This window comes from Armatimonadota bacterium (genome assembly GCA_020354555.1).
Classification (GTDB): domain Bacteria; phylum Armatimonadota; class Hebobacteria.
In genome coordinates, this window is sequence record CP070648.1 from 3,634,326 (window position 1) to 3,654,959 (window position 20,634).

Below are 20,634 nucleotides of genomic sequence, written 5' to 3' on the forward strand. Positions count from 1 at the left end.
GAGTGGTCGCAGGGAAGCCACCGTTACCCGACGAAGAAAACTCCAGGCACGAACCTTTGCGGCCAGATGGACGCATTACGCGCAGATGGCGGAGTGCGGCAAGAACGCAGGGGTGGAGACGCCCGAAGTACCTCTCTTCTATACACCCGTGATTGGTATCACGAACGCTGATGACGGACACCCTTGGAGCAATACCATGACGAGAAATGTTTCTCTTGGCTGTCTCGTGGCGTGGATGTTCTCGTCGGTTGGGGCCTGCGCAGATCGTGGTCCGATCAAGATCAGTGATAGTCTTGTCGATCGCCGCGGACTCACGATCAAAGGCGCGTTCGGGCAGGCGATCAACGGCAAGGCATTTCAGCAGGACGCAGTTGTATCTCACAACGGCTATCAATATGTGGCGTACTATGATTCCGAGAGGCATGTGTGCGTCGCGAGACGTAAGCTTCTCGGGGGAACGTGGGATATCATCAGGTTCACGGACTACGACTTCACGAGTAATGATGCCCACAACACGATTTCTATAGGAATCTGTCCAAGGGACGGTACGATCCATCTCGCGTTCGATCATCACGGCAATCCTCTTCACTATCGCGTTTCTCGACAGTTGGCCGCTTCACAGTCTGACAAGATGCTCTGGAACGAAGAACTCTTCGGGCCTGTTACATCAGAGTTGGAGAAGGGCAAGAGCATTGTCATCACATATCCCCGTTTCTGGCAAACACCGGACGGAGGCCTGCAATTCTGCTATCGTCGGGGAGGCTCAGGAAACGGCGACCGCATGCTTGTCGACTACGACCCTGAAGGGGGTGGGTGGGCCAATACGCGCCAGATAGACTCCGGGAAAGGAGACTTCGGTAACAGCAGTTCCAGGTGTTCGTATCCGAATGGATACAGCTACGGCCCTCGAGAGAGACTGCATGCAACATGGGTCTGGCGAGAGGGAGCGGACACAGCAAACCACGATCTCATGTACGCCTACAGCGAAGACGAGGGCAGGTCCTGGTTTAACAACCGGGGGGAGAAGCTAGAAGGGCCGCCCCGCGTCGACTCGCCAGGAATTACGGTTGTCAAGATCGCTCCTGAATACGGTTTGATGAATACGCACGGACAGGCCGTGGACTCGCAGGGGCGCATACACGTTGTCATGTGGCATTGCTCGGATGAGTCTCTCCAGACAGCGGGAGCCAGCCCCGGGCAAAGTCGGTGGGGCCCCGCTGAGGCCCGTCGCTACCACCACTACTGGCGCGACAACAACACGGTCTGGCATCATCGGGAACTTCCTTGGGTATCAGGAGGCCGCCCGAAGATATTCATTGACAGGAAGGACAATGCATACCTCATCTACGACGCCAAGGGAAGTCTGACGATCGCCGGGGCGACGGCGGCGTCCCAATGGTCGGATTGGAGAGTCCTTCATGTCGAAGACGGCCCGTTTGTCAACGAAATGCTTGGCGATCCCTATCGATGGAAGGATGAGAACATCCTGTCTATTATGGTGCAGGAAGTACCGAGAGAGGCCCATGAGGCAACGGCCCTGCGAATTCTCGATTTCGACCTCGCAGAGTGATCGGCATCGTAAGACAGGCATAGGAATGCGATGAGCGCTTACAATTAGGGTCTGCGCCTTTCAGGCGGCCCGCTACTTGCGGGTTATCCCCGCGTTCGGAAGTAAGGCGAATCGAGGAACGACGGCCAAGGAAGACGTCCGACCCGATACTGTAATCATCCTTTCCGATGATGACGGATATGGCGACTCATCCGTGTACGGTGGACCCGATATGAAGACAAAAGTATCCATAGCATCGCTGTCAATGGCATACGGTTCACGCAATTCTGCGCCAATGCTCCTGTCTGTTCGCCGAGTCGTGCGGCCTTGATGGCGGCACGCTACTCTGACCCGGTTGGTGTGCCAGGGGTCATACGCACTGACCGCGAGAACAGTTGGGGGGAAACCGATCCTAAGGCTGTGGCCCTTCCGCGCTCCTACGCCGTCAGGAAGAAGTTGACATAGGTGGTTAGGCCGGGGGGCAGAGAGATATTCTTCTCCACTTGTTGCGCCCAGCGCGAGTAGCCGTGCTGCCGCGTCGCGACGGATCACGTACAGGAAACGTTCGGATACATAACAGCACTCTTCCGTTCGCGGCATGATACCACGCTTATGTGCCCTCAGAGGTGGGCTTACGTCGGCCCTTGAGCCGCGAAGACGGCCTCACGAGCGCTTGCCAGGCTACCAGTGATCTTATGGGCGGTTGACGAGAACAATCTGTCTCAAGACGAGGCCAAGAACTCATCGTCGGGGCAGTTCCCAGGGGAGGCATTGACACGCCGTCTCATAGAGACCACCACAACCGGTGTCATCTGCGCTTGACACGCGCACTCAGGTCAGTAGTGCCCACATCCGCCTGGAAATCGGTGTCCCAAACCGACTTAACACGGACATGACGCAGCGCTATCCCGGATCGCCGCCGCCGGTGATTGCGCGGATGTCTTTTGTCCAGATTTCAACGACCCGGTCCGCGACATGCTCGGCAGTGAGTTGGTCTGTATCTATCTCATGTTGAGCCGCGCGCTGGTACATGGGGGTCCGCCGTCCGAGCACTTCCCGCACTTCCTCGGTGAACGTCTTGCCCCCGGTCAATGAGGGGCGTTGCGTCCCTCCCTCGATGCGCGAGACGATAGTCTCCACGGACGCCTTCAGCCAAATGATGCAGGCGTTCGCTCGCAAGACCTCGATATTCTCCGGTCGTTCGATGATGCCCCCGCCGGTGTCTATGACGGTGTGGTCGAGGCCGGCCAATTCCCGCGCCGCCGCCGACTCCAGGTCGCGAAAGGCCGGCCAGCCATGCTTCTCCACGATCTCGGGAATGGACATGCCGGCCTGGTCAACGATGCTCTGATCCATCCCCACGTATCGCATCTGGAGGCGCTCCGCGACGAGCACCCCTACCGCGCTTTTCCCGGTGCCGCGATAGCCGATCAGTACAATGTTCACGCCTGCAAATGCTCCATGACAACTTGGCGCATCACTTCGACCGGCGCATCAACGCCGGTGAAACGCTCAAATTGCAGCACCGCCTGGTTGATGAACATCTCGACCCCAGGGATGACCGTGCAGCCGCGCGACCGGGCGTCCGCCAGCAGCTTCGTCTCCAGCGGGGTATAGACGATATCGAAGATGGTCTGTTCGGGCCGGAGCAGCTCGGCGGGAATCAGAGAGGCGTCTTCGTTGGGATGCATGCCGACCGGCGTGCAATGGACGATCACATTTGCGTTTCCCATCGCCGCCCTAAGCGATTCCCCGGTCAGCGGCTCAGTCCGGATGGCAGCCTTCGTGCCGCTCGTTAGGTCGGCCGTCAACCGCCCAAGCATCGTCTCGTTGACGTCGAGAATCGCGAGTTGGCGCAGCTGGGTCCCGCGCGCCAGCGTGAAGGCTAGCGCGCGCGCCGCGCCGCCCGCGCCCAGGATCAGGACGTTCCGGCCATCTACCTCAACGCCGGCGTCCGCCAGGGCCTTCAACGCGCCGGGCCCGTCCGTGCCTAGTCCGATCAGCCTGTCGCCCTCATGGATGACCGTGTTGATGGCGCCGATGGAGCGGTCCACCTCCGCCACCTCATCCACGTACTTCATGGCCTCAACCTTGTGGGGGATGGTCACGCTCAGGCCACGAAAATTGTCCAGGGCCCGGACGCCGGCTAGCGCGCCTTGCACGTCCTCGACTTTGCACGCCACGTAGATGAAGTCCAGGCCCAGGGCATCAAAGGCGGCATTGTGGATCGCCGGCGACAGGCTGTGCCCAATCGGGTTGCCGATAACCGCGCATACCTGGGTGCGAAAGCCAAGAAATCGCAAGGTGTTCACGCAAACCCGTGTTATCCGGAAACTCGTGTCACGTTCTGCGCAGCATCGAGTCTTTCCTTTTGTTACGAAGAACTGGATCGCAGATCGCGCTTGGGCGGTGGGAGCGGTGGCGGTTGAGGGTCCGGAGAACGCGCCTGCGCGCGCCGGTGCGACTGCGGCGGGCGGCGGGTGAGGAGCAGTCAGGGACCGATCTGGACTACGCGGCCCTTGTCACGTAGCAATGGGACATCTCCGGCAGCGCTGAGGACGAAGCCAGCCGCCCGAAGCACGAGCGCACTCCTTTGTACACAGTGCGATGCGCCCTCATCTGTTTCGGGGCGATAACCGCCCATCCGTCCGCCCTGCGATGTCGCGTTTTTGTGTGCGGAGTAACAGTCGCATTCTGCCGTGTCCTGGCTCCGCGCCTTCTCCCCGTTGCTCAACAGTGCCCCTCCGTTGCTCTGTGCGCGCTAAGCGCCCGTGAAACCGCTCTGACGGGCTTATGAGCCTGTCCTCAGGCGTGACCCACGCCGACCGCGAGTTAGGCCCTAACTCGCGCCCCGCTTGAGCATGGACTGGCGTGATGCTGGCGCGCAGGGAACCCATCCTGACGCGCCGAACAGCGCTTCAGGTACGGACCTTTGTGTCCAGGCACGAGAACTATCGCAGGCTCGCGCGGACGGGGCAAGATGCACGAGTGGAGACACCGGAAGTGCAACTTGACTCACCCCCTGATCTGCCCCGGGGACGCTGAGGACCGACAACATGCCGCCGCTCGGCTGGGAGAAAGGAGGGGTTGGTGGGATCAACGATCACCTTGCTGACGACAGGCTTGCTCTTGGGACTGTCTGTTGTTCTTGCCGCGGGTCAGACGGCGCAGCAAGATAGCGAGCCACAGCCGTCTCCCACTGCGCGCACTTCGCAGGCCAGCGCCAAGGCGCTCTTTGAGGAAATCCATGTCGTGAAGAAGCCCAAGCAGCAGTACGGGTATCGCGGCTCGAACGGCGATCTCCTGCGGATGAAGGACGGGTCCATCTTATTCTGTTACACGGAGTCTGGCGACGAAGGCGGCATCATGGCCGTGAGGTCCTCCGATGAGGGCAAGACTTGGTCTCCGCCGTGGGTGGTTGTGCCTCAGCCGCATCCGCCCGCCCGAGGATACTACTGCCACCCCAGTTTGCTGCGGGTGCAGAACGACGAGATCCTTTTGGCCTACATCTACGCCACGTATCCCGCTACGCCCTATTACGCGAAGGTCTTCTACCGCCGCAGCGCGGACGAAGGGCAGACCTGGACGGAACAGTTTCTGGTGACTCCCTACCCCGGCTACACGCTGGTGCATAACGACAAGCTGCTGTCGCTGAAGGATGGCCGAATCATCGCCATGGCGGAGCACAAGGAGTACCTGCCCGGCACCGCGGACCACTCGGGCTACGTGGGCATGTCCTTTTACTCCGATGACAATGGGCACAGTTGGTATCCCAGCCAGAACAAAGTGGACCTGTACGGGGGACAAGGGATCGAAGTACAAGAGGCGGACGCGGCAGAGTTGCAGGATGGCCGGCTCCTGATGTTCGCCCGCACCTACAGTGGGCATCCGGTCCGGGCTTATTCGAGCGACCGAGGTGAGACGTGGTCGGAAGGCGAGCTGATCGAAGAACTGGAGATGCCCTCCGCTGGTATGCCCACCGTACGCAGGATCCCCCGGACCGGCGATCTGCTGTTTATCTGGAACAGCGAAGCCTCCGAGGGTCGCCGTTGCGCCCTGACCACGATGATCTCCCAGGATGAGGGCCAGACCTTCAGCCATAAACGGTTCATCGCGCGCGATCCCGATGACGACTTCGGCTATCAGTGCATTGAGTTCCTCGGTGATGACTTGGCGCTGCTGGCCTATCACAAGCGAGACGGGCTCTATGTGGCCCGGATCGGGATCGAGTGGTTCTATGGGGGATGAGTGCTCGAGCGCGACGGTCACCGCACCGAGGAGAACCACCATGTCCGGACTCTGGATCGCGATTGCCATGATCCTGATCATCGGCGTCGGCGCGGCGCACGCGCTGGAGGTCTCGCAGGCTGCACCGGCCACTGTCATCGCGGCAAAGGACGCCACGGTCGCGGAACAGACCGCGGCCCGGGAAGTCGCCGACTACCTGGGCAAGGTCACCGGCGCGAAGGTCGCCCTCATCACCGAGAACACCGCGCTCCCGCCCGGCAACCGGATCTTCGTCGGGCCGACCGCCGCGGCGGCGAAGCTCGGACTCGACCCCGCGAGCTTGGGCCCTGAGGAATGGATCGTCCGCACCGCGGGCGATGACCTCTACCTGGTTGGCGGCCGGCCTCGGGGCACGCTCTACGCAGCCTACCATTTCCTGGAGGACGTCGTCGGGGTGCGGTGGTGGACGCCGTGGGAGGAGACCGTGCCCTCCAGGTCTGTCCTGCAGGTGGGTCCGCTGAACCTGCGCGGCACCCCGGCCTTCCGCTACCGTGATATCTACATGCTGTACGGTCGCGATGGTGGACGGTTCGCGGCGCGCAATCGCCTCAACCGCCAGGGCGACGCCGCCATTGACAGCCGGTATGGCGGCGCCCTGAATTATGGTCCGCCGTACCATGTGCACACCGCGTCCCTGTACTTCCCGCCCAAAGAGTACTTTGCCCAGCATCCCGAGTGGTACTCGCTGGTCAACGGCCAGCGCACCGGAGACGGCGCGCAGCTCTGCTGGACGAACCCGGAACTGCGCCAGGCGCTCCTGGCGAAGCTGCTTGGCTACATCGAGACCTCCTGGGCCGCGGCCAAGGCCGCCGGCCTGCCGCCGCCGCTGGTCTTCAGCATCTCCCAGAACGACTGCGCCAATCCCTGCCAGTGCGATCAGTGCCAGGCCATCGCCAAGGCGGAGGGATCGGAGGCGGGGCCACTGCTGGACTGCGTGAACTGCATGGCCGACGCAGTGAAGGACACGTACCCCGGGGTGTTCATTGACACGCTGGCCTACCAGTACACCCAGCAGGCGCCCAGGACGATCAAGCCCCGCGACAACGTCATCATTCGCCTCTGCGACACCGAAGCCGACATGATCAAGCCGATCACCGCGCCGGAGAACAGCGCCTTCTCGGAGCACATACTGTCGTGGGCGCGCATCGCGAAGAACCTGCGCATCTGGGACTACGCTGTGACCTACGGCAGCCCCCAGGGGATGCCGCTGCCAACGACCCACACCTTCGGCCCCGACTACCGGTTCTATGCCGCGCACAACGTGGAGGGCGTGTTCACCGAGCTCGAGTATGAGATCCTGGCCGACATGCGCGACTTCAAGATCTGGTGCATGATGAAGACGCTGGAGGACCCCGCGGCCGACTACGAGAAGCTCACCGACACGTTCACGGATGGGTACTACGGCCCCGCGGGCGCGGCGATCAAGCAGTACCTGCGCGCCCTCGAAGCCGAAGCCACACTTCGCAAGAGTTCCTCCACCTGCTGGCACGGCTCGCCGATGCAGCTCACGTACCTCAACCTGAGCTTCGTCACCCGCGCCCAGCGGCTGTTCGACGACGCGGAGCGGGCGATCGAGGGCGATGCGGTGCTCACGCGGCGCGTGCGTCACGCCCGGCTGTCACTGGACCGGGCGACGATCGCGGCGTACCCGAAGCTGGTGTCCGAGTGGCAGAGCCAGGGCGGCGACGCGGAGCGGTTCCCCCTTGACCGGGAGGCCGTGGCCCAGCGGGCGCTCGAGACCTGGAACGCCCAGATTGACATGCGCATTCCGGCGCAGCAGCGCGATGCCGAACGGCTCGCGGCGGAAGGCGAGATCAAGCGCTTCTCGATGGTGCCGGGGAAGCTTGGCTTGCCGAAGAAGTTCCGGAACTATCCCCGGGGGTCGGTGTATGACTACACGGCGATCATGACCCGAAACTGGGCCAACATCGTGAAGGTGGTCAAGGACCCGGAGGCCGAAAGCGGCATCACGAATCGCCTGGACCTCACCGCGCCGGAGGTGGACAAGGCCGAGCGCTACGTGCTGCCGATGCCTTGGGGGCTGTACGGCACCGCCGACAAGAAGTCCATGGACGGCCAACCGATCAAGCCCGAGGACATCCCGGGACCGGGCTACCACTGGTACAAGATGGGCACCTTCCCGGTGGCACCGGCCTACTACATGTACTTCTTCTGGAGCTGGATCATCCAGTTGGACATCGACAATGCGTTCGACCCGGCCAAGCCGGACCAGAAGTTCGAGTTCTGGGCGCGGGTGAAGTTCGAGGGGCCTCGCTTCCCACATGCCAGGCCAGGGGACACGGACGCCATCTGCGTCGAGCGCGTGGTGCTGGTCACAACCCAGTAACCGAGCGACCGGAAGCGAGAACGAAAACGGGGTGGGATCACAGGGCCCCGTGACGTCCCACGAATGGCGCGCGAGCTTGAGGAAGCCCGTTCCTGCCAATCGTCAATGGAACAGCGCGCGGCGATCGGTGCCTTGGGCCGGCGTCCCTGTGCTGCCGTACGGTGCCGCGTGAGATTCCTACTGAGACCCCCTGTGCATGTCAAATCGCAATGAGACACGTTGTGCTTGTCAGGGACCTGTGAAGCCGGCCTGTATGCTCTGGTTCGAGTCTTGGGGAGAACCGGATCCCCGGCAATCCGCTGACCAGGCACGGCAGCTCTCCCGGTCGCGGGACGGCATGCACTTATCCGTTCCGGGCCGATAACCGTTCATCCGGATGCGCTTCCGTAGCCCTCTTCCCGTCTTGATGTCCAATCTGATGGATCTAGAAGCGACCTGACGACTGCATCTTGGAGCACTCCGCCCGCCCTCGCCGGCTTGTGCCAGCCCCGCCCGGCGCCCAATGTCGGGCCGAGGACGTGCAACAGCGCCTGGCGCAGGATTATGCAGGCACGACGAGAATGGTTTCCTGCGGGAATCACGCAGTATCGAAATCCGTGACGGATGACAAGGAGCCTATGCCATGTATCACACCGCCGATTGCGGCCTGGCCCTGATTCTGATCCTGATGCTTGCAGTGTCCACGTCGAGCGCCGCGGAGATCGATCTTTCGCGGGCGGCTGTCGTCGCCGTCTCGCCGGGCACGGTTCCCGCCAAGGCGGCAGCGATGGTCAGCGATGAAATCGAGAAGCGGACCCGGTTGACGCTGGAAATCGTCTCGGCGATTCCCGGCGGCGAGCGGCCCCTGATCGCGATCGGTACTGCGCGCGACCTCGCCAGCAAAGGCCTCAACCCACCGTCGGGACTGGAGGTTCCGCAGAGACCCGACGGCTATGCCTTGTGGGTCGAGGGCGGCCGGCGCCGCAGCGCGACGATCTGCGTGGCGGGTTACGATAACCGGGGCGCTTTGTTCGGCGCGGGACGTCTGCTGCGGCTGCTCGAGATGGGCCGTGACAAGCTCGCGCTCGACGAGGGCGTCAAGCTGGCGACGGCGCCGCACACCCCGCTGCGCGGCCACCAGTTCGGTTATCGTCCCAAGACGAATTCGTACGACGGCTGGACGCTTGCGATGTGGGAGCAATACTATCGGGACATGGTTGTGTTCGGCATGAACGCGATCGAGTTGATCCCGCCCCGCAGCGACGACGCCAGCGACAGCCCGCATTTCCCCAAGCCGCAGATGGAGATGATGATCTCAATGTCGCGGCTCGCCGATGAGTACGGCCTGGATGTGTGGATCTGGTACCCGGCGATCGACGGGGACTACACAGATGCGGCAACGGTGCAGGCGGCCCTCAACGATCGCGAGGAAGTCTTTGAGAAACTGCCGCGCGTGGACGCCGTGTTTGTCCCCGGCGGCGATCCCGGCGACACCCGCCCGGATATCCTTCTGGTCTTGATGGAGAAGACCAAGCAGGTTCTCAATCGATATCATCCCGAGGCTCAAATCTGGGTTTCGCCCCAGGGATTCGATCGCCCGGGAAGAGACCGTGTCGGCTGGCTGAAGATGTTCATCGATATTCTTCAGACACAGCAGCCCGAGTGGCTTGACGGCGTGGTCTTCGGGCCGCAGGTCGAGATGAGCCTGCCCGAGCTCAGAAAGGCGGTGCCGGCCCGCTACCCCATCCGCCGCTATCCGGATATCACGCACAGCATGAGCTGCCAGTACCCCGTGCCGGGTTGGGACCCAGCCTTCAGGCGCACTGAAGGTCGCGAGCCCATCAATCCGCGCCCCATGGGCTACGCGAAGATTTTCCGGGATCTCCAGCCGTACTCCTACGGATACATTACCTACAGCGAAGGCTGCAACGACGACGTCAACAAGGTTGTCTGGAGTTGCCTCGGCTGGGATCCTGCCATGAGCGTCGCCGATATCCTGAGAGAATACAGCCGCTACTTCATCAGTCCACGCTTTGAGGATAGGTTCGCTCAGGGCTTGCTCGGGCTTGAGGAAGACTGGGAAGGCCCGCTGCTCGAGAACCAGGCGGTGGGCAAGACGCTGGGCGTTTTCCAGGCCATGGAACGGGAGGCGACACCTCAGGAACGGCTCAACTGGCGCTTTCAGCAGGGGCTTTACCGCGCGTATTACGACGCCTACATTCAGCGTCGCCTGGTCCGCGAGACCAACGTCGAACGGCGCGCGCTGGAAGACCTGAAGAGCGCCCCCCAGGTAGGTGCCGACGCGGCGCTGGACAAGGCGGAGGCGACTCTGGACCAAGCATCGGCGGACCCCGTCGCGACCTACTGGCGCGCCCGAGTCTTTGAGATGGCCGAGGCCTTGTTCCAAAGCATCCGTATGCAGCTCAGCGTCGAGCGTTACAAGGCGATCCATGTCAGCCGAGGGGCGAATCTGGACGCGATCGACACGCCCTTTACTCGTGCCTCCTGGTTGAGGGAGGAGTTCGACAGGATCCGTGGGCTGGGCTCTGAGCAGCAACGGCTAGAGGCTATCGCGAAGATCGCGGACTGAGGCCTGATTGCCCCGGCATTCACGCAACCCGGTTCCGTGTGTGAGGACACAGGCCTGGCAGTGGCGCCTGTCTCGTGCGCCTTTGCGGTTCTGATAGCTCTCATCCGTTCCGGGACGATGACTACTCATCCGTCTGCGCGGGTCGGTAAGACATGTTGCCCGTGTCAAATGGCAATGAGACATCCCCGGACGCCTTCGCTGCTTCTCGCTCAGCAGCGCCGTGTGTAGACGGAAGTGTGCTGCCGGAAACTAGCGCCGGTCGCTGTTCAGGCGAACCAGAGCCCGGCCCGCCTGCCCCGAGCGGGTCTCATTGGCGCCGACACCCGCAGGGAAGTCAGGGCCTTGCCGCATCATTCGCGTTCGACGGTGGTCTCCAGGGACACCACTTCTCCCCGCGCGGTAGATACAACTATCCGACTTGCGTGACCACCCGTAGCTTCGGCAAACAGCACCTGCACGGCCGGGTCAGGCAGCTCCGCCGTCCAGATCTCCTTTCCGTCGTCGGCCCGCCTGGCGTAGAGGTGATTGCCGACGGCGAAGAGGAAGGTCGCGCCGTCCTTGCCCCCTAAGTCGACAGCCAGGGCATTGCTGACCGATTGGCCGACGAGTGGCGCGCTCCAGCGGAGGCTGCCATCTTTGCCATTGACGGCGCGAAAACCGTCAGGATAGCCTGCCCCGCCGATGACCGCTTCGCCTCCCGCCAGGTGGGCGACTGCCGGCATGGCACTGCTCCCGCGGTTCTTGTCGCTGTGCCAAAGCATCCTCAGCTCGCCATGGTCGTACTTGAAGGCCGACAGCAGGTCGCTGTTGGCCGCCCAGATGATCTCGTGTCGGCCGTCGGCATCCAAATCTGCGGTCAAGGGAACGCCGCCGATCACCCAGAAGCCGCCGGGGATATCCGCCTCCGGAACGGGTCCCAGGTTGTAGACCGCCTTTATCCCCCCGGTCGCGCCGTCGGTAACGGACAATTCGGCGGGGTAACAGAGAATCAGCTCATCGCGCCCGTCTCCATCGACATCGGTGGCGGCGAAGGCACCGCCGCCGAACGCTCGCGTGTGAGGCGGGTCCGTCACTTCGAGCACGTCCCGGTGCCAGATCGTCTGTCCGGTCCTCCCGTCGAGCAGGAAGGTCTCGTCCGAGTGCATGAGAGAGCGAGCGAGGGTAACAGCGACGTCAAGGCGATCGCGGGAGCGGAAACGACCGGTCACCCAGTACGTCATCCCGCCGCCGCTGAAATTCGGGAATATCTTGCTCCAGCGTTCCTTGCCGTCGAGGCCCAACGCGACCAGGTTGGCCGCGCCGTCTGGCGCATCCCGCACCAGCAGCACTTCCCCGACTCCGTCGCCGTCCAGATCAGCCGCCTCCGGGCTAACCGACCGCTTCTCTCCTCTTAGGTGGGACAGGCGCCCATCAATCGTTTTGGAAATCCTCAGTTCACCGTCCTTCTCCGTCAGCAGATGGAGCCGGTGAAGAACGTCTCCGGCGACTAACGCCGGCTCGCCGGGTCCGTTCTCGACCAATGTGAGGGAAGGATAGGAATCCCACCACCGCAGGCAGGACCAAGCGATCTCCCCCCCTGCTCCCGCAAGCTCCAGGTGCGTTCTACCTTGCGACCGAACCTTGAGCAGCACCTGTCGCTGCTCCGGCCCCACCGCCAGGACCTCCAGAGCGCCGCGCCCGCGCAATTCGGCCTCCCAGTTCCTGCGCGGCTGAAGCCCTGCGCCGACCTCCCATGCCTCCAACTGCTCGCCCGCGCCATCGGGGCGACTGATGTAGAACTCGACCCCTGCGGCCGTCCGGCGCATGGCCAGAGGATAATCCACGCTGTCGGGGCCGCCGCCCACTCCTGCGCTCCACCAGCGATCAAGCGGTTGCTGCTGCGGAGGATGGAAGCTGAATCTCGCCCGTTCCGTTCGCCAAAGCACCTGCGCCGGCTGTCCGGCGCGCAGCTTGACGATCTCCAGCGGCGAATAGGTCGGCTCTGCGCGAGAGGGGAGGACTTTGCATAACAGCGCCTTACCACTGCTGCCCTCCGAGTCGATTAGCTCGCAAAGGTAACGGTCGGGCAGATCAACCGTCACGGTGCCGGTAAGCAGGTCGTAGCCCGTCACGTGCCAACGTTGGTCGCCAATGTCATTGAAGACACTCAGCAGAATCTCTTGACGCCCATCGCCGTCGACGTCAGCGACCGGCTCGGGGATGACGCGATCGATGCTGTAGCGTCGATCGATGCCCTGATCCGATTGCGGATCGAAAAGATGAATCCAAACCAGTTGCAGCGCCTCCCCGTCATAGGAAACAACATCGACGTGGCCCGAGAAGATGCCGACGAGCACGAAAAGCGTGCCCTTGCCTGTCGGATTGAGGTGGGCCGCGAAGAACCCGTAATAGCGGTGATGCCCCGGCCATCTGCGATACGTAAGCTCGGCCTTGCGTCTGCCGGTCGCGGAATCGATGATGGAGATGCCGCCGGCGCGGGACACGGCGATCTCCCTCTGCCCGTCGCCGGCGAAGTCGCCCGCCAACACGTAGGGACGATAGAAGGGGTGCATCCCGTCTTCCGGTTCGGACTCCCAGACGAGTCGAGGCTTGTCCGGGCCGTTTTCGTAGGAGTAGAGCCCCAGGATGGCGCCTTGATCCCAGGTTCCGTTCCAGCGCCACGTCAGCTTCTGTGCGCCCTTGCCTCCCGTCAGAGAAGGGAGCCAGCGCTCGTAGAATTGCCACTCCACTTGCTGGCGATCGCCTTCCCCCATGACATCCACCAGCGGATGCTCCATGTCCCAGGCCGCCCTGGTCGCCGCATCCCAGGGGATGCTTTCCGCGCTTCCGTGCTGGGGCTCGAGATCGAAACTGCCTTTTCCCCCGCCAGGAGTAGTCCTGATGAAAAACTCCTGCTGGCCGAGAAAGAGCCGCGACTTCATTCTTGGCGCCCTTGAACCCCAGCTCTGATCGGACGTGGCTGCAAGGCAACTCCCGGTCAGCAGCACGGCCGCACAGACGCCGACGACAAGCTGGTTCACTCCTTGCCTCCTGTGCCCCCCGAATAACGCCGTCGGGGCGAATCTTGACGGCGGTCTGATGGCCTTTCCTTCCGCTGCGTGGCCCTGCCATCCTGCGTTTCATGGACTCCGGTGGCAGTCTATTCTCGGACGTCTCTCGTGTGCCGGTTTCATCGGCGGCTGACCACTACATTTGGTGACACACGCCCGTTTGCATACGGCGCCCGCGGCAATGCGCGTAGGCAGATAGACGTGGCCTCAATCACGCTTGACACCCACACCGAGGCCGTTGCCAGAACCTTCCCCCAAAAAGGACTCTTGACAACGGCTGGACGAGGAGGTATCATACCAACACCGGTGGGGGTATACACCGGCCGGGGTATAGACCAGCAGGAGCAGGGCCAGTCGCCGTGGACGAACGCACACGCTTCGCCGGAAATCTCGCGCGCCGTGTCGCAATCATCGAAGGACAGCTCAAAGGAATCGAGCGTCTGGTGCAAACACGGGATATTTCGCAGGCTATCACGCAGTCTGCTGCGGCGCGAAACGCCGTGGAGAGCATGCTCAAAGTTGTCCTTCAAGCCTCCATTGCGGGCAGGTTCGCCATGATGCCTAAGGAATCCCCAGAGGACGCGTTCAAGCGCGGTCTCGAACGGGCCATGACGCAATGGCACTCGCCCTGCGAAGCGCCGAGCAGGCTGCCTGCGAGCACTCCCGACGAGGCAGGTTCGACGGCGGTTCGGCGTTGTGTTGTCGCGGTCCAGGACCGCCTGCGGAATATCAGCTTTGCCCTTGAGGGAGACAATTACCTTCGCGCGTTGCCCGAACTGGGTTGTATGGTCTGCGAACTCGACGAGGCGATCAACATGATGCTGTACGAGTTCATCAAGGTCCGCATGGCCGGAAAACGCGGGTCGAAAAAAACGAGAGATGCGTTCGAGCAATCAGTGGCGCACGCGCTGAAATTCTGGCGCATCCCTGAGCCTCAGTCTGCTCGGGCGACGCCTGCGCAGGCCGGCAGAAGAATCCTCGTGGTGGACGACGACCCCGATGTAGTGCGCTATCTCACGCACGTATTGGGGCGGCGCGATTACAGCGTCGTCTCGGCCTCAAGCGCGGAAGAGGCGATGCGACAGGTAGAGGCGCATAGGCCGGACTTGATTGTACTGGACATCATGATGCCCAAGGGCACTGAGGGATTCCATTTTGTTTGGACCCTGAGAAGCCGACCGGAGCCGGAGTTGCGCACGATCCCCATTGTTGTGATTTCCGCCATCCACGACACGACCAATCTACGGTTCTACCCCGAGCAAACCGATGGCTACCACGGGCCAGGGGAGTTCCTGCCTGTGGAGGCTTTTATCGACAAACCTGTGCAGGAGGAGGATCTGCTTCAACACGTGGAGCGCCTGCTGAAGCGCGCAGGGCGCGGCGTAAGCACGGACTCGGGGAAGGGCGAAAGCAGTGGGCAAGCCTGATACCTCCCAAGCGATCCGCCAGGCCTCCTCTCTCGGGAAGAGGGTGTCGTGGCTGATAAGCCTGCGCTGGCTCGCGATCATCAGCGTGTTGGCGATCGTGACAGTCGCTGCGCGGGTCTTTGACGTGCGCTTGCGGTTGAGGGAGTTGTTTGCCATAGTCGGCTTGATGGCCGTTCTCAACATCGTCTTCTTTGTGGTGTGCAGAGTTCTCCGCGTCACGGAGGACAGAGTCGGTGGCAAGGCGAGGCTTCTCGCCAATGCGCAGATTACCGCTGACCTGGTCGTGCTGGCCGCTTTGATCCGCTACACCGGCGGGATCGAGAACCCGTTCGCGTTCTACTTCATCTTCCACATCATCGTGTCTGGGACTTTGCTGCCGCCGAGAGACGCGTGGCTCCAAGCTGGCGTAGCGACCGCACTCTTCTGTGGGATGGTCGAACTCGAACGATCCGGCGTGATCAGCCACTACCACGTGCCGGGGTTGGCTCCCTTGGGCCTGTATCGCAATTCCCTCTATGTGACGGCAACCGTTGCGGCATTTGCGAGCACCATGTGCCTGGCGGCATTCACGGCTATTTCGGCTACCCGGTTGGTTAGGGTGCAGCAGCGGGAGAGCGCGGACCTCATCCAGCAGTTGCAGCAGGCCTACAGCAAGCTGGGCGAGCTTGAACGATCCAAGTCGCGATATATGCGTCGGGTTTCGCACGAACTCCGCGCGCCGCTTGCCGCCAGTCAGAACCTGCTGACGATGGTGGAAGAGAGTCTGACCGGCGAAGGGAGCAGCGGCGAGCGCGAGTTGGTGGGCCGGGCGGTGAAGAGGACCGACCAGGCTCTGAAACTCGTGAGCGACTTGCTGATACTGGCTCGAAGTCAGGAAGCGAGATTTGCCGTAGGGATGAGAGCGGTTTCGCTGTCGCGCGCGATCAGGGAGGTGTCCGCATCGCTGCAGCCGCGCGCGGATAAGGCCGAGGTCGCATTGGCGGTAGATTGTCCGCTGGACCTTCCGCTCGTGTCGGGCGACCGAGAGAGCTTGGAACAGCTCATTACGAACCTGACGTCCAACGCGATCAAATACACCCCCAAGGGCGGACGCGTGAGCGTCAGCGCGGCGGCGCAGGGAGGGAGCATTACGCTCAGCGTGTCGGACACCGGCATCGGCATTTCGGAAGAAGACCTGCCATGCGTATTTGACGAATTCTACCGAGGCAAGAACGCCCGCGAGTTCGACGAGCAAGGGACCGGCCTCGGACTGTCTATCGTGAAGAGCATCGCAGATACCCACGGCGCGAAGGTTCACGTTGAGAGCGTCCTTGGGCAGGGAACGACGTTCGTCATCACCATGGCGAGAGCAGGCGCGCGGGCCGCATAATAGAGGAGGCGGCAATGGCAAGCACCGACGTTTCGGCGACGACTGCCGAGGAACTGAGCGGCCTCTTCCTCCGGGAGCTTCGCTTGGTTCCGGAGTGGGAGAAGATCAAGGCGTGCATACAGTGCGGAACCTGCACGGCTTCCTGTCCCACGAGTTGGGCCATGGACATCAAGCCGCGGGAGATCATTGGGTTGTTTCGCGCCCGCAGGCTGGACAAGGTCCTGCGATCGAACACCATCTGGATATGCGCTTCGTGCTATTCGTGCGTGGTGCGATGCCCCAGCGGGGTAAAGGTGTCGGACCTGATGTATGCCTTGAGGTCGGTTGGGATAAAGCGCGGCCTGTTTCCTAAGGGAGAGAAGTATCCGGCCTTGGCGCAAGCGTTCGCCAAGGTAGTGGACAAGTACGGCAGGAACGCGGAGTCGGAAATGCTGACGCGATTCTACCTGGGATCCAACCCGCTTGGCTTGGGGAAGCAGCTTTCGTTGGGATTCCAAATGCTCCGCCGCGGGCGTTTGGCTCTGTTGCCGAAGGGCATTCGGGGTCGCGAGGATATCGGGAAGATGATGGCCGAACTGGAACGGGAGGATCGCGGATGAAAGAGTATACGTATTATCCCGGCTGCAGCGCGGAAGCGAGTGGCCGGCCTTCAAATGTCTCGGCGCGCAATGTGGCGCAGGGGCTGGGGATCGGTCTGATCGAGCTGTCGGATTGGAACTGCTGCGGGGCGACGACCTATCTGTCGGTGGATGGGGAACGGGCTATGGCTTTGTCGGCGCGAAACCTTGCCCTGGCGGAGAAGGAGCGCAGGGACCTGGTGGCGATCTGCAGCGGCTGCTTCTCGGCGATGAACAAGGCGAACCACCGAATGGCAGATAGCGGAGAGCTCAAGGGCAAGATCGATCGGGCGCTCGACGCCGCGGGCCTGGAATACGACGGCACGACGCGAGTGCGCCACTTGCTGGATGTCTTCGTCAACGACGTCGGAGAAGACGCGATCCGCGACAAGGTCGAGAAGCACCTGAAGGGGCTGAGGGTCGCGGCCTACTGCGGCTGCCTGTTGGGCCGGCCGAAGGGGATGTTCGACGATCCCGAGTTCCCGACCTCGCTGGATCGCGTTCTGTCGTGGCTGGGGGCGGAGCCGGTGTGGTATCCAGTCAAAGCCAAGTGCTGCGGCGGGATGCTTATGACGTCCCAGTCCGAGGTGTGCGAACGGCTTGTGGAGAGATTGCTATCACTGGCCGTGGAAGCGGGCGCGGAGTGCGTAGCCACAATCTGCCCGTTGTGTCAGATCAACCTGGAGTGCTACCAGAAGCGGATCAACAAAGCATTTGGAACCCGGCTGGACGTGCCGGTCCTCTACTTCACCCAGCTCATGGGACTCGCGATGGGCATGGGCGAGAAGGAACTGCATTTGAGCGAGAACTTGACGCCGAGCGAGGCGGTGGCAGCTCGGTGCTGAGGAGGATGCAGGTGCAGGAGAGAGTCGGAGTCTACGTGTGTCACTGCGGGACGAACATCTCTCAGACGGTGGACGTTGCGGAGGTCGTTAAGTTCGCTGGCGGTCTAGAACGGGTGGCAATCGCGCGGGACAACAAGTATGTGTGCTCGGACCCCGGGCAGGAGATGATTAAGAGCGACATAAGGGAGCTCGGGCTGAACCGAGTGGTCGTCGCGTCCTGCTCGCCACTCATGCACGAGCCGACCTTCCGCCGCACCTGCGAAGAAGTCGGCCTGAACCAATTCCTGTTCCAAATGGCCAACATTCGCGAACAGTGTTCTTGGGTGACGGCGGACCGAAAAGAGGCGACGCAAAAAGCCAAGAAGCTGGTGAACGCAGCTGTCAGGAGGGTGCTGCTCCAGGAGCCCTTGGAGACGAAGGAATCTCCGGTCAACTCCGCCACGCTTGTGGTCGGGGCGGGAATCGCGGGTATCGAGGCCGCGCTGAAGATAGCGGCAGCCGGCAACGCAGTCTACCTGGTGGAACGGGAGCCGACCATCGGCGGACAGATGGCCAAATTCGACAAGACATTTCCCACGCTGGACTGCGCCGCCTGCATACTGACGCCGAAGATGGTCTCCGTGGCGAGGGAAGCCAACATCCACCTGCGCACCTACGCCGAGGTCGAATCCGTCTCCGGCTACGTCGGCAGCTTCAAGGTGAAATTGAGGAACAAGGCCAGGTATGTGGATCTGGACAAATGCACGGGCTGCGGAGTGTGCTGGTCGAGGTGCCTCGGAATGAGAGTTCCTTCCAAAAGGGTGATCAGGAAGGGCGCTCTGTTGATCAACCACCCCGGGGGTGAATGATGGAAGCGATAGACCTGAGCCGCGCCGATGAGGTTCTGCAGCCTTATCGCGGTGACAAGAGCGCTTTGCTCAAGGCGTTGCAGGCCGTCCAAGCGGAGTACAACTACCTTCCGAAGGAGGCCCTGGCGCGAGTCGCGGAATGGCTGGGCGTGCCGTTGAGCGAGACCCTTAGGGTCGCGACTTTCTACAAGGCGTTCAGTTTGGAGCCCCGCAAGAAGTATTGCGTCAACGTGTGTTTGGGCACCGCATGCCACGTTCGGGGGTCTGCTCGCCTGCATGCAAAGGTGGAAAGCGAGCTCGCGATGGGCGCCGGGGACCTCTTCTCGTTGGAGCCGGTTCGATGCGTCGGCTGTTGCAGCATGGCCCCGGTTCTGCGGATTGCGAACGACACTTACGGCAGAGTGAGGCTGGATAAGGTCTCCGGCATGCTTCGCCGCTATCGGGAGGAGGGCAAAGAGTGAGGATAACCACGCAAGCCGACCTCGCCGAGGCGAGAGAAGCGGGCCTGAAATCCCTATATCCGGAGAAGCTCAAACTAAGGGTCGGCATGGGGAGCTGCGGCCTTGCAGCCGGCGCGCAAGCCGCATACGAGGCGTTGGCGCAGGAGGCGGAGGCTCGCGCAGTCGATCTTGAGATCGCCCGCGCTGGGTGTGTAGGCTACTGCGAAGAGGAACCGCTGGTGGACGTGCTGCGGCCTGGCTGGCCGAGAATCGTGTACGCTCGGATGACCGCCGACAGAGCAGGCGCGCTCATACGCGACCTCGACCGCGGGCGAATCCGCAAGGATTGGGCGCTGTGCAGGATGGAAGAGGATGAGTATCTGACCCTGGGAGAAACCAGGGCCTACCCTCTCAACGGCGTTCCTGCAGAGGTCAACGAGATTCCCCGGTACCAGGAAGTTCCATTCTTCGGTAAGCAGCGGAAGATCGTTCTCAGAAACTGCGGCTTCATAGACCCGACAAACATAGACGAGTACATTGCCCGAGGCGGTTACCACGCGTTGGGCTTGGCGCTCGCTCGTTCGCCGGAGCAAATCATTCGGGAGGTCAGCGAATCGGGGCTTCGAGGCAGAGGCGGGGCCGGGTTCCCCACGGGCAGGAAGTGGAGCGCGTGCCGCGCGGCCGAGGGCGACGTCAAGTATGTGGTCTGCAATGCGGACGAAGGCGACCCCGGCGCCTACATGGATAGAAGCGTCCTCGAAGGCGATCCCTACAGCGTGCTCGAGGGAATGGTGATCGGCGGCTACGCCATCGGCGCGAAACAGGGCTACGTCTACGTGCGCGCCGAGTATCCGCTGGCAGTAGAGACGTTGGAGAAGGCGATGCAGACCGCCGGGGAGCGGGGACTGCTCGGCAGGGACATAATGAGCTCCGGCTTCGATTTCACGATAGAAATTGTCCGCGGGGCGGGAGCATTTGTGTGTGGTGAGGAAACGGCTCTGCTCGCGTCCATTGAGGGCCGGATTGGCGAGCCAAGGCAGCGGCCCCCATATCCGGCTCAGAAAGGACTGTGGGGCAAGCCCACTTGCATAAACAACGTCAAGACGTGGGTCAACGTTCCCGCCGTGATCGCGCGCGGCGCGAGTTGGTTCTCAGGTCTGGGGACCGAGAGAAGCAAGGGAACAATGGTCTTCTCGCTGGTTGGCAAGGCCAAGAACACGGGGTTGGTGGAAGCGCCGATGGGGATGTCGCTCCTGGAGCTTATCTACGACATCGGCGGCGGCATA

General features: G+C 62.2%; 15 protein-coding genes. 12 read left to right on the top strand and 3 right to left on the bottom strand.

The features are described 5' to 3' along the window. The coding region (locus tag JSV65_14885; protein UCH33834.1) for a BNR repeat-containing protein at nt 1–1,570 on the top strand (1,570 nt) is incomplete at its 5' end. A gap of 177 nt (nt 1,571–1,747) precedes the next feature. Continuing rightward, nucleotides 1,748–2,014, top strand: a complete 267-nt coding sequence (locus JSV65_14890; GenBank protein UCH36795.1) for a sulfatase-like hydrolase/transferase — start codon at nt 1,748–1,750, stop codon at nt 2,012–2,014. A 438-nt stretch (nt 2,015–2,452) separates the two neighbouring features. On the opposite strand, the gene JSV65_14895 is transcribed toward JSV65_14890, so the two are convergent. Next, entirely contained in the window at nt 2,453–2,995 is a 543-nt protein-coding gene (locus JSV65_14895) for a shikimate kinase (GenBank protein UCH33835.1), read from the bottom strand. Continuing rightward, nucleotides 2,992–3,852 (bottom strand): shikimate dehydrogenase, encoded by an 861-nt coding sequence (locus tag JSV65_14900; protein ID UCH36796.1) that lies wholly within the window; start codon nt 3,850–3,852, stop codon nt 2,992–2,994. Before JSV65_14900 ends, JSV65_14895 begins: the two co-directional genes overlap by 4 nt. Before the next feature lie 1,006 nt (nt 3,853–4,858). On the opposite strand from JSV65_14900, the gene JSV65_14905 reads away from it, so the two are divergent. The 3 genes from JSV65_14905 (at nt 4,859) to JSV65_14915 (ending at nt 10,752) form a co-directional block, all read left to right on the top strand. Then, complete coding sequence (locus tag JSV65_14905; protein UCH36797.1) at nt 4,859–5,797, top strand: exo-alpha-sialidase; 939 nt, start codon at nt 4,859–4,861, stop codon at nt 5,795–5,797. 40 nt (nt 5,798–5,837) lie between these two features. Beyond that, the gene (locus tag JSV65_14910; protein ID UCH33836.1) at nt 5,838–8,183 is read left to right on the top strand and encodes a DUF4838 domain-containing protein; all 2,346 of its coding nucleotides are present in this window, start codon (nt 5,838–5,840) and stop codon (nt 8,181–8,183) included. 622 nt (nt 8,184–8,805) lie between these two features. Beyond that, nucleotides 8,806–10,752 carry a hypothetical protein gene (locus JSV65_14915; GenBank protein UCH33837.1) on the top strand — a complete coding sequence of 649 codons (1,947 nt, stop codon included), beginning with the start codon at nt 8,806–8,808 and terminating at the stop codon, nt 10,750–10,752. Nucleotides 10,753–11,102: 350 nt separating this feature from the next. On the opposite strand, the gene JSV65_14920 is transcribed toward JSV65_14915, so the two are convergent. Then, the gene (locus JSV65_14920; GenBank protein UCH33838.1) at nt 11,103–13,772 is read right to left on the bottom strand and encodes a PQQ-binding-like beta-propeller repeat protein; all 2,670 of its coding nucleotides are present in this window, start codon (nt 13,770–13,772) and stop codon (nt 11,103–11,105) included. 389 nt (nt 13,773–14,161) lie between these two features. Between JSV65_14920 and JSV65_14925 the strand changes: the two genes are divergently transcribed. From JSV65_14925 to JSV65_14955, 7 genes are all read left to right on the top strand, one after another. Next, nucleotides 14,162–15,229 carry a metal-sensing transcriptional repressor gene (locus tag JSV65_14925; protein UCH33839.1) on the top strand — a complete coding sequence of 356 codons (1,068 nt, stop codon included), beginning with the start codon at nt 14,162–14,164 and terminating at the stop codon, nt 15,227–15,229. Further along, nucleotides 15,216–16,598: a HAMP domain-containing histidine kinase gene (locus JSV65_14930; protein ID UCH33840.1), complete on the top strand. Its 1,383-nt coding sequence runs from the start codon at nt 15,216–15,218 to the stop codon at nt 16,596–16,598. The genes JSV65_14925 and JSV65_14930 overlap by 14 nt, the downstream gene beginning before the upstream one ends. A 14-nt stretch (nt 16,599–16,612) precedes the next feature. Further along, nucleotides 16,613–17,197, top strand: a complete 585-nt coding sequence (locus tag JSV65_14935) for a 4Fe-4S dicluster domain-containing protein (protein ID UCH33841.1) — start codon at nt 16,613–16,615, stop codon at nt 17,195–17,197. Next, nucleotides 17,194–18,060 carry a CoB--CoM heterodisulfide reductase iron-sulfur subunit B family protein gene (locus JSV65_14940; GenBank protein ID UCH33842.1) on the top strand — a complete coding sequence of 289 codons (867 nt, stop codon included), beginning with the start codon at nt 17,194–17,196 and terminating at the stop codon, nt 18,058–18,060. The genes JSV65_14935 and JSV65_14940 overlap by 4 nt, the downstream gene beginning before the upstream one ends. Nucleotides 18,061–18,065: 5 nt before the next feature. Further along, entirely contained in the window at nt 18,066–18,908 is an 843-nt protein-coding gene (locus tag JSV65_14945; GenBank protein UCH36798.1) for a CoB--CoM heterodisulfide reductase iron-sulfur subunit A family protein, read from the top strand. Then, nucleotides 18,905–19,369: an NAD(P)H-dependent oxidoreductase subunit E gene (locus JSV65_14950; GenBank protein ID UCH33843.1), complete on the top strand. Its 465-nt coding sequence runs from the start codon at nt 18,905–18,907 to the stop codon at nt 19,367–19,369. The genes JSV65_14945 and JSV65_14950 overlap by 4 nt, the downstream gene beginning before the upstream one ends. Beyond that, nucleotides 19,366–20,634: NADH-quinone oxidoreductase subunit F (locus JSV65_14955; GenBank protein ID UCH33844.1), on the top strand; the 1,269-nt coding region annotated here is incomplete at its 3' end. The genes JSV65_14950 and JSV65_14955, both read left to right, overlap by 4 nt.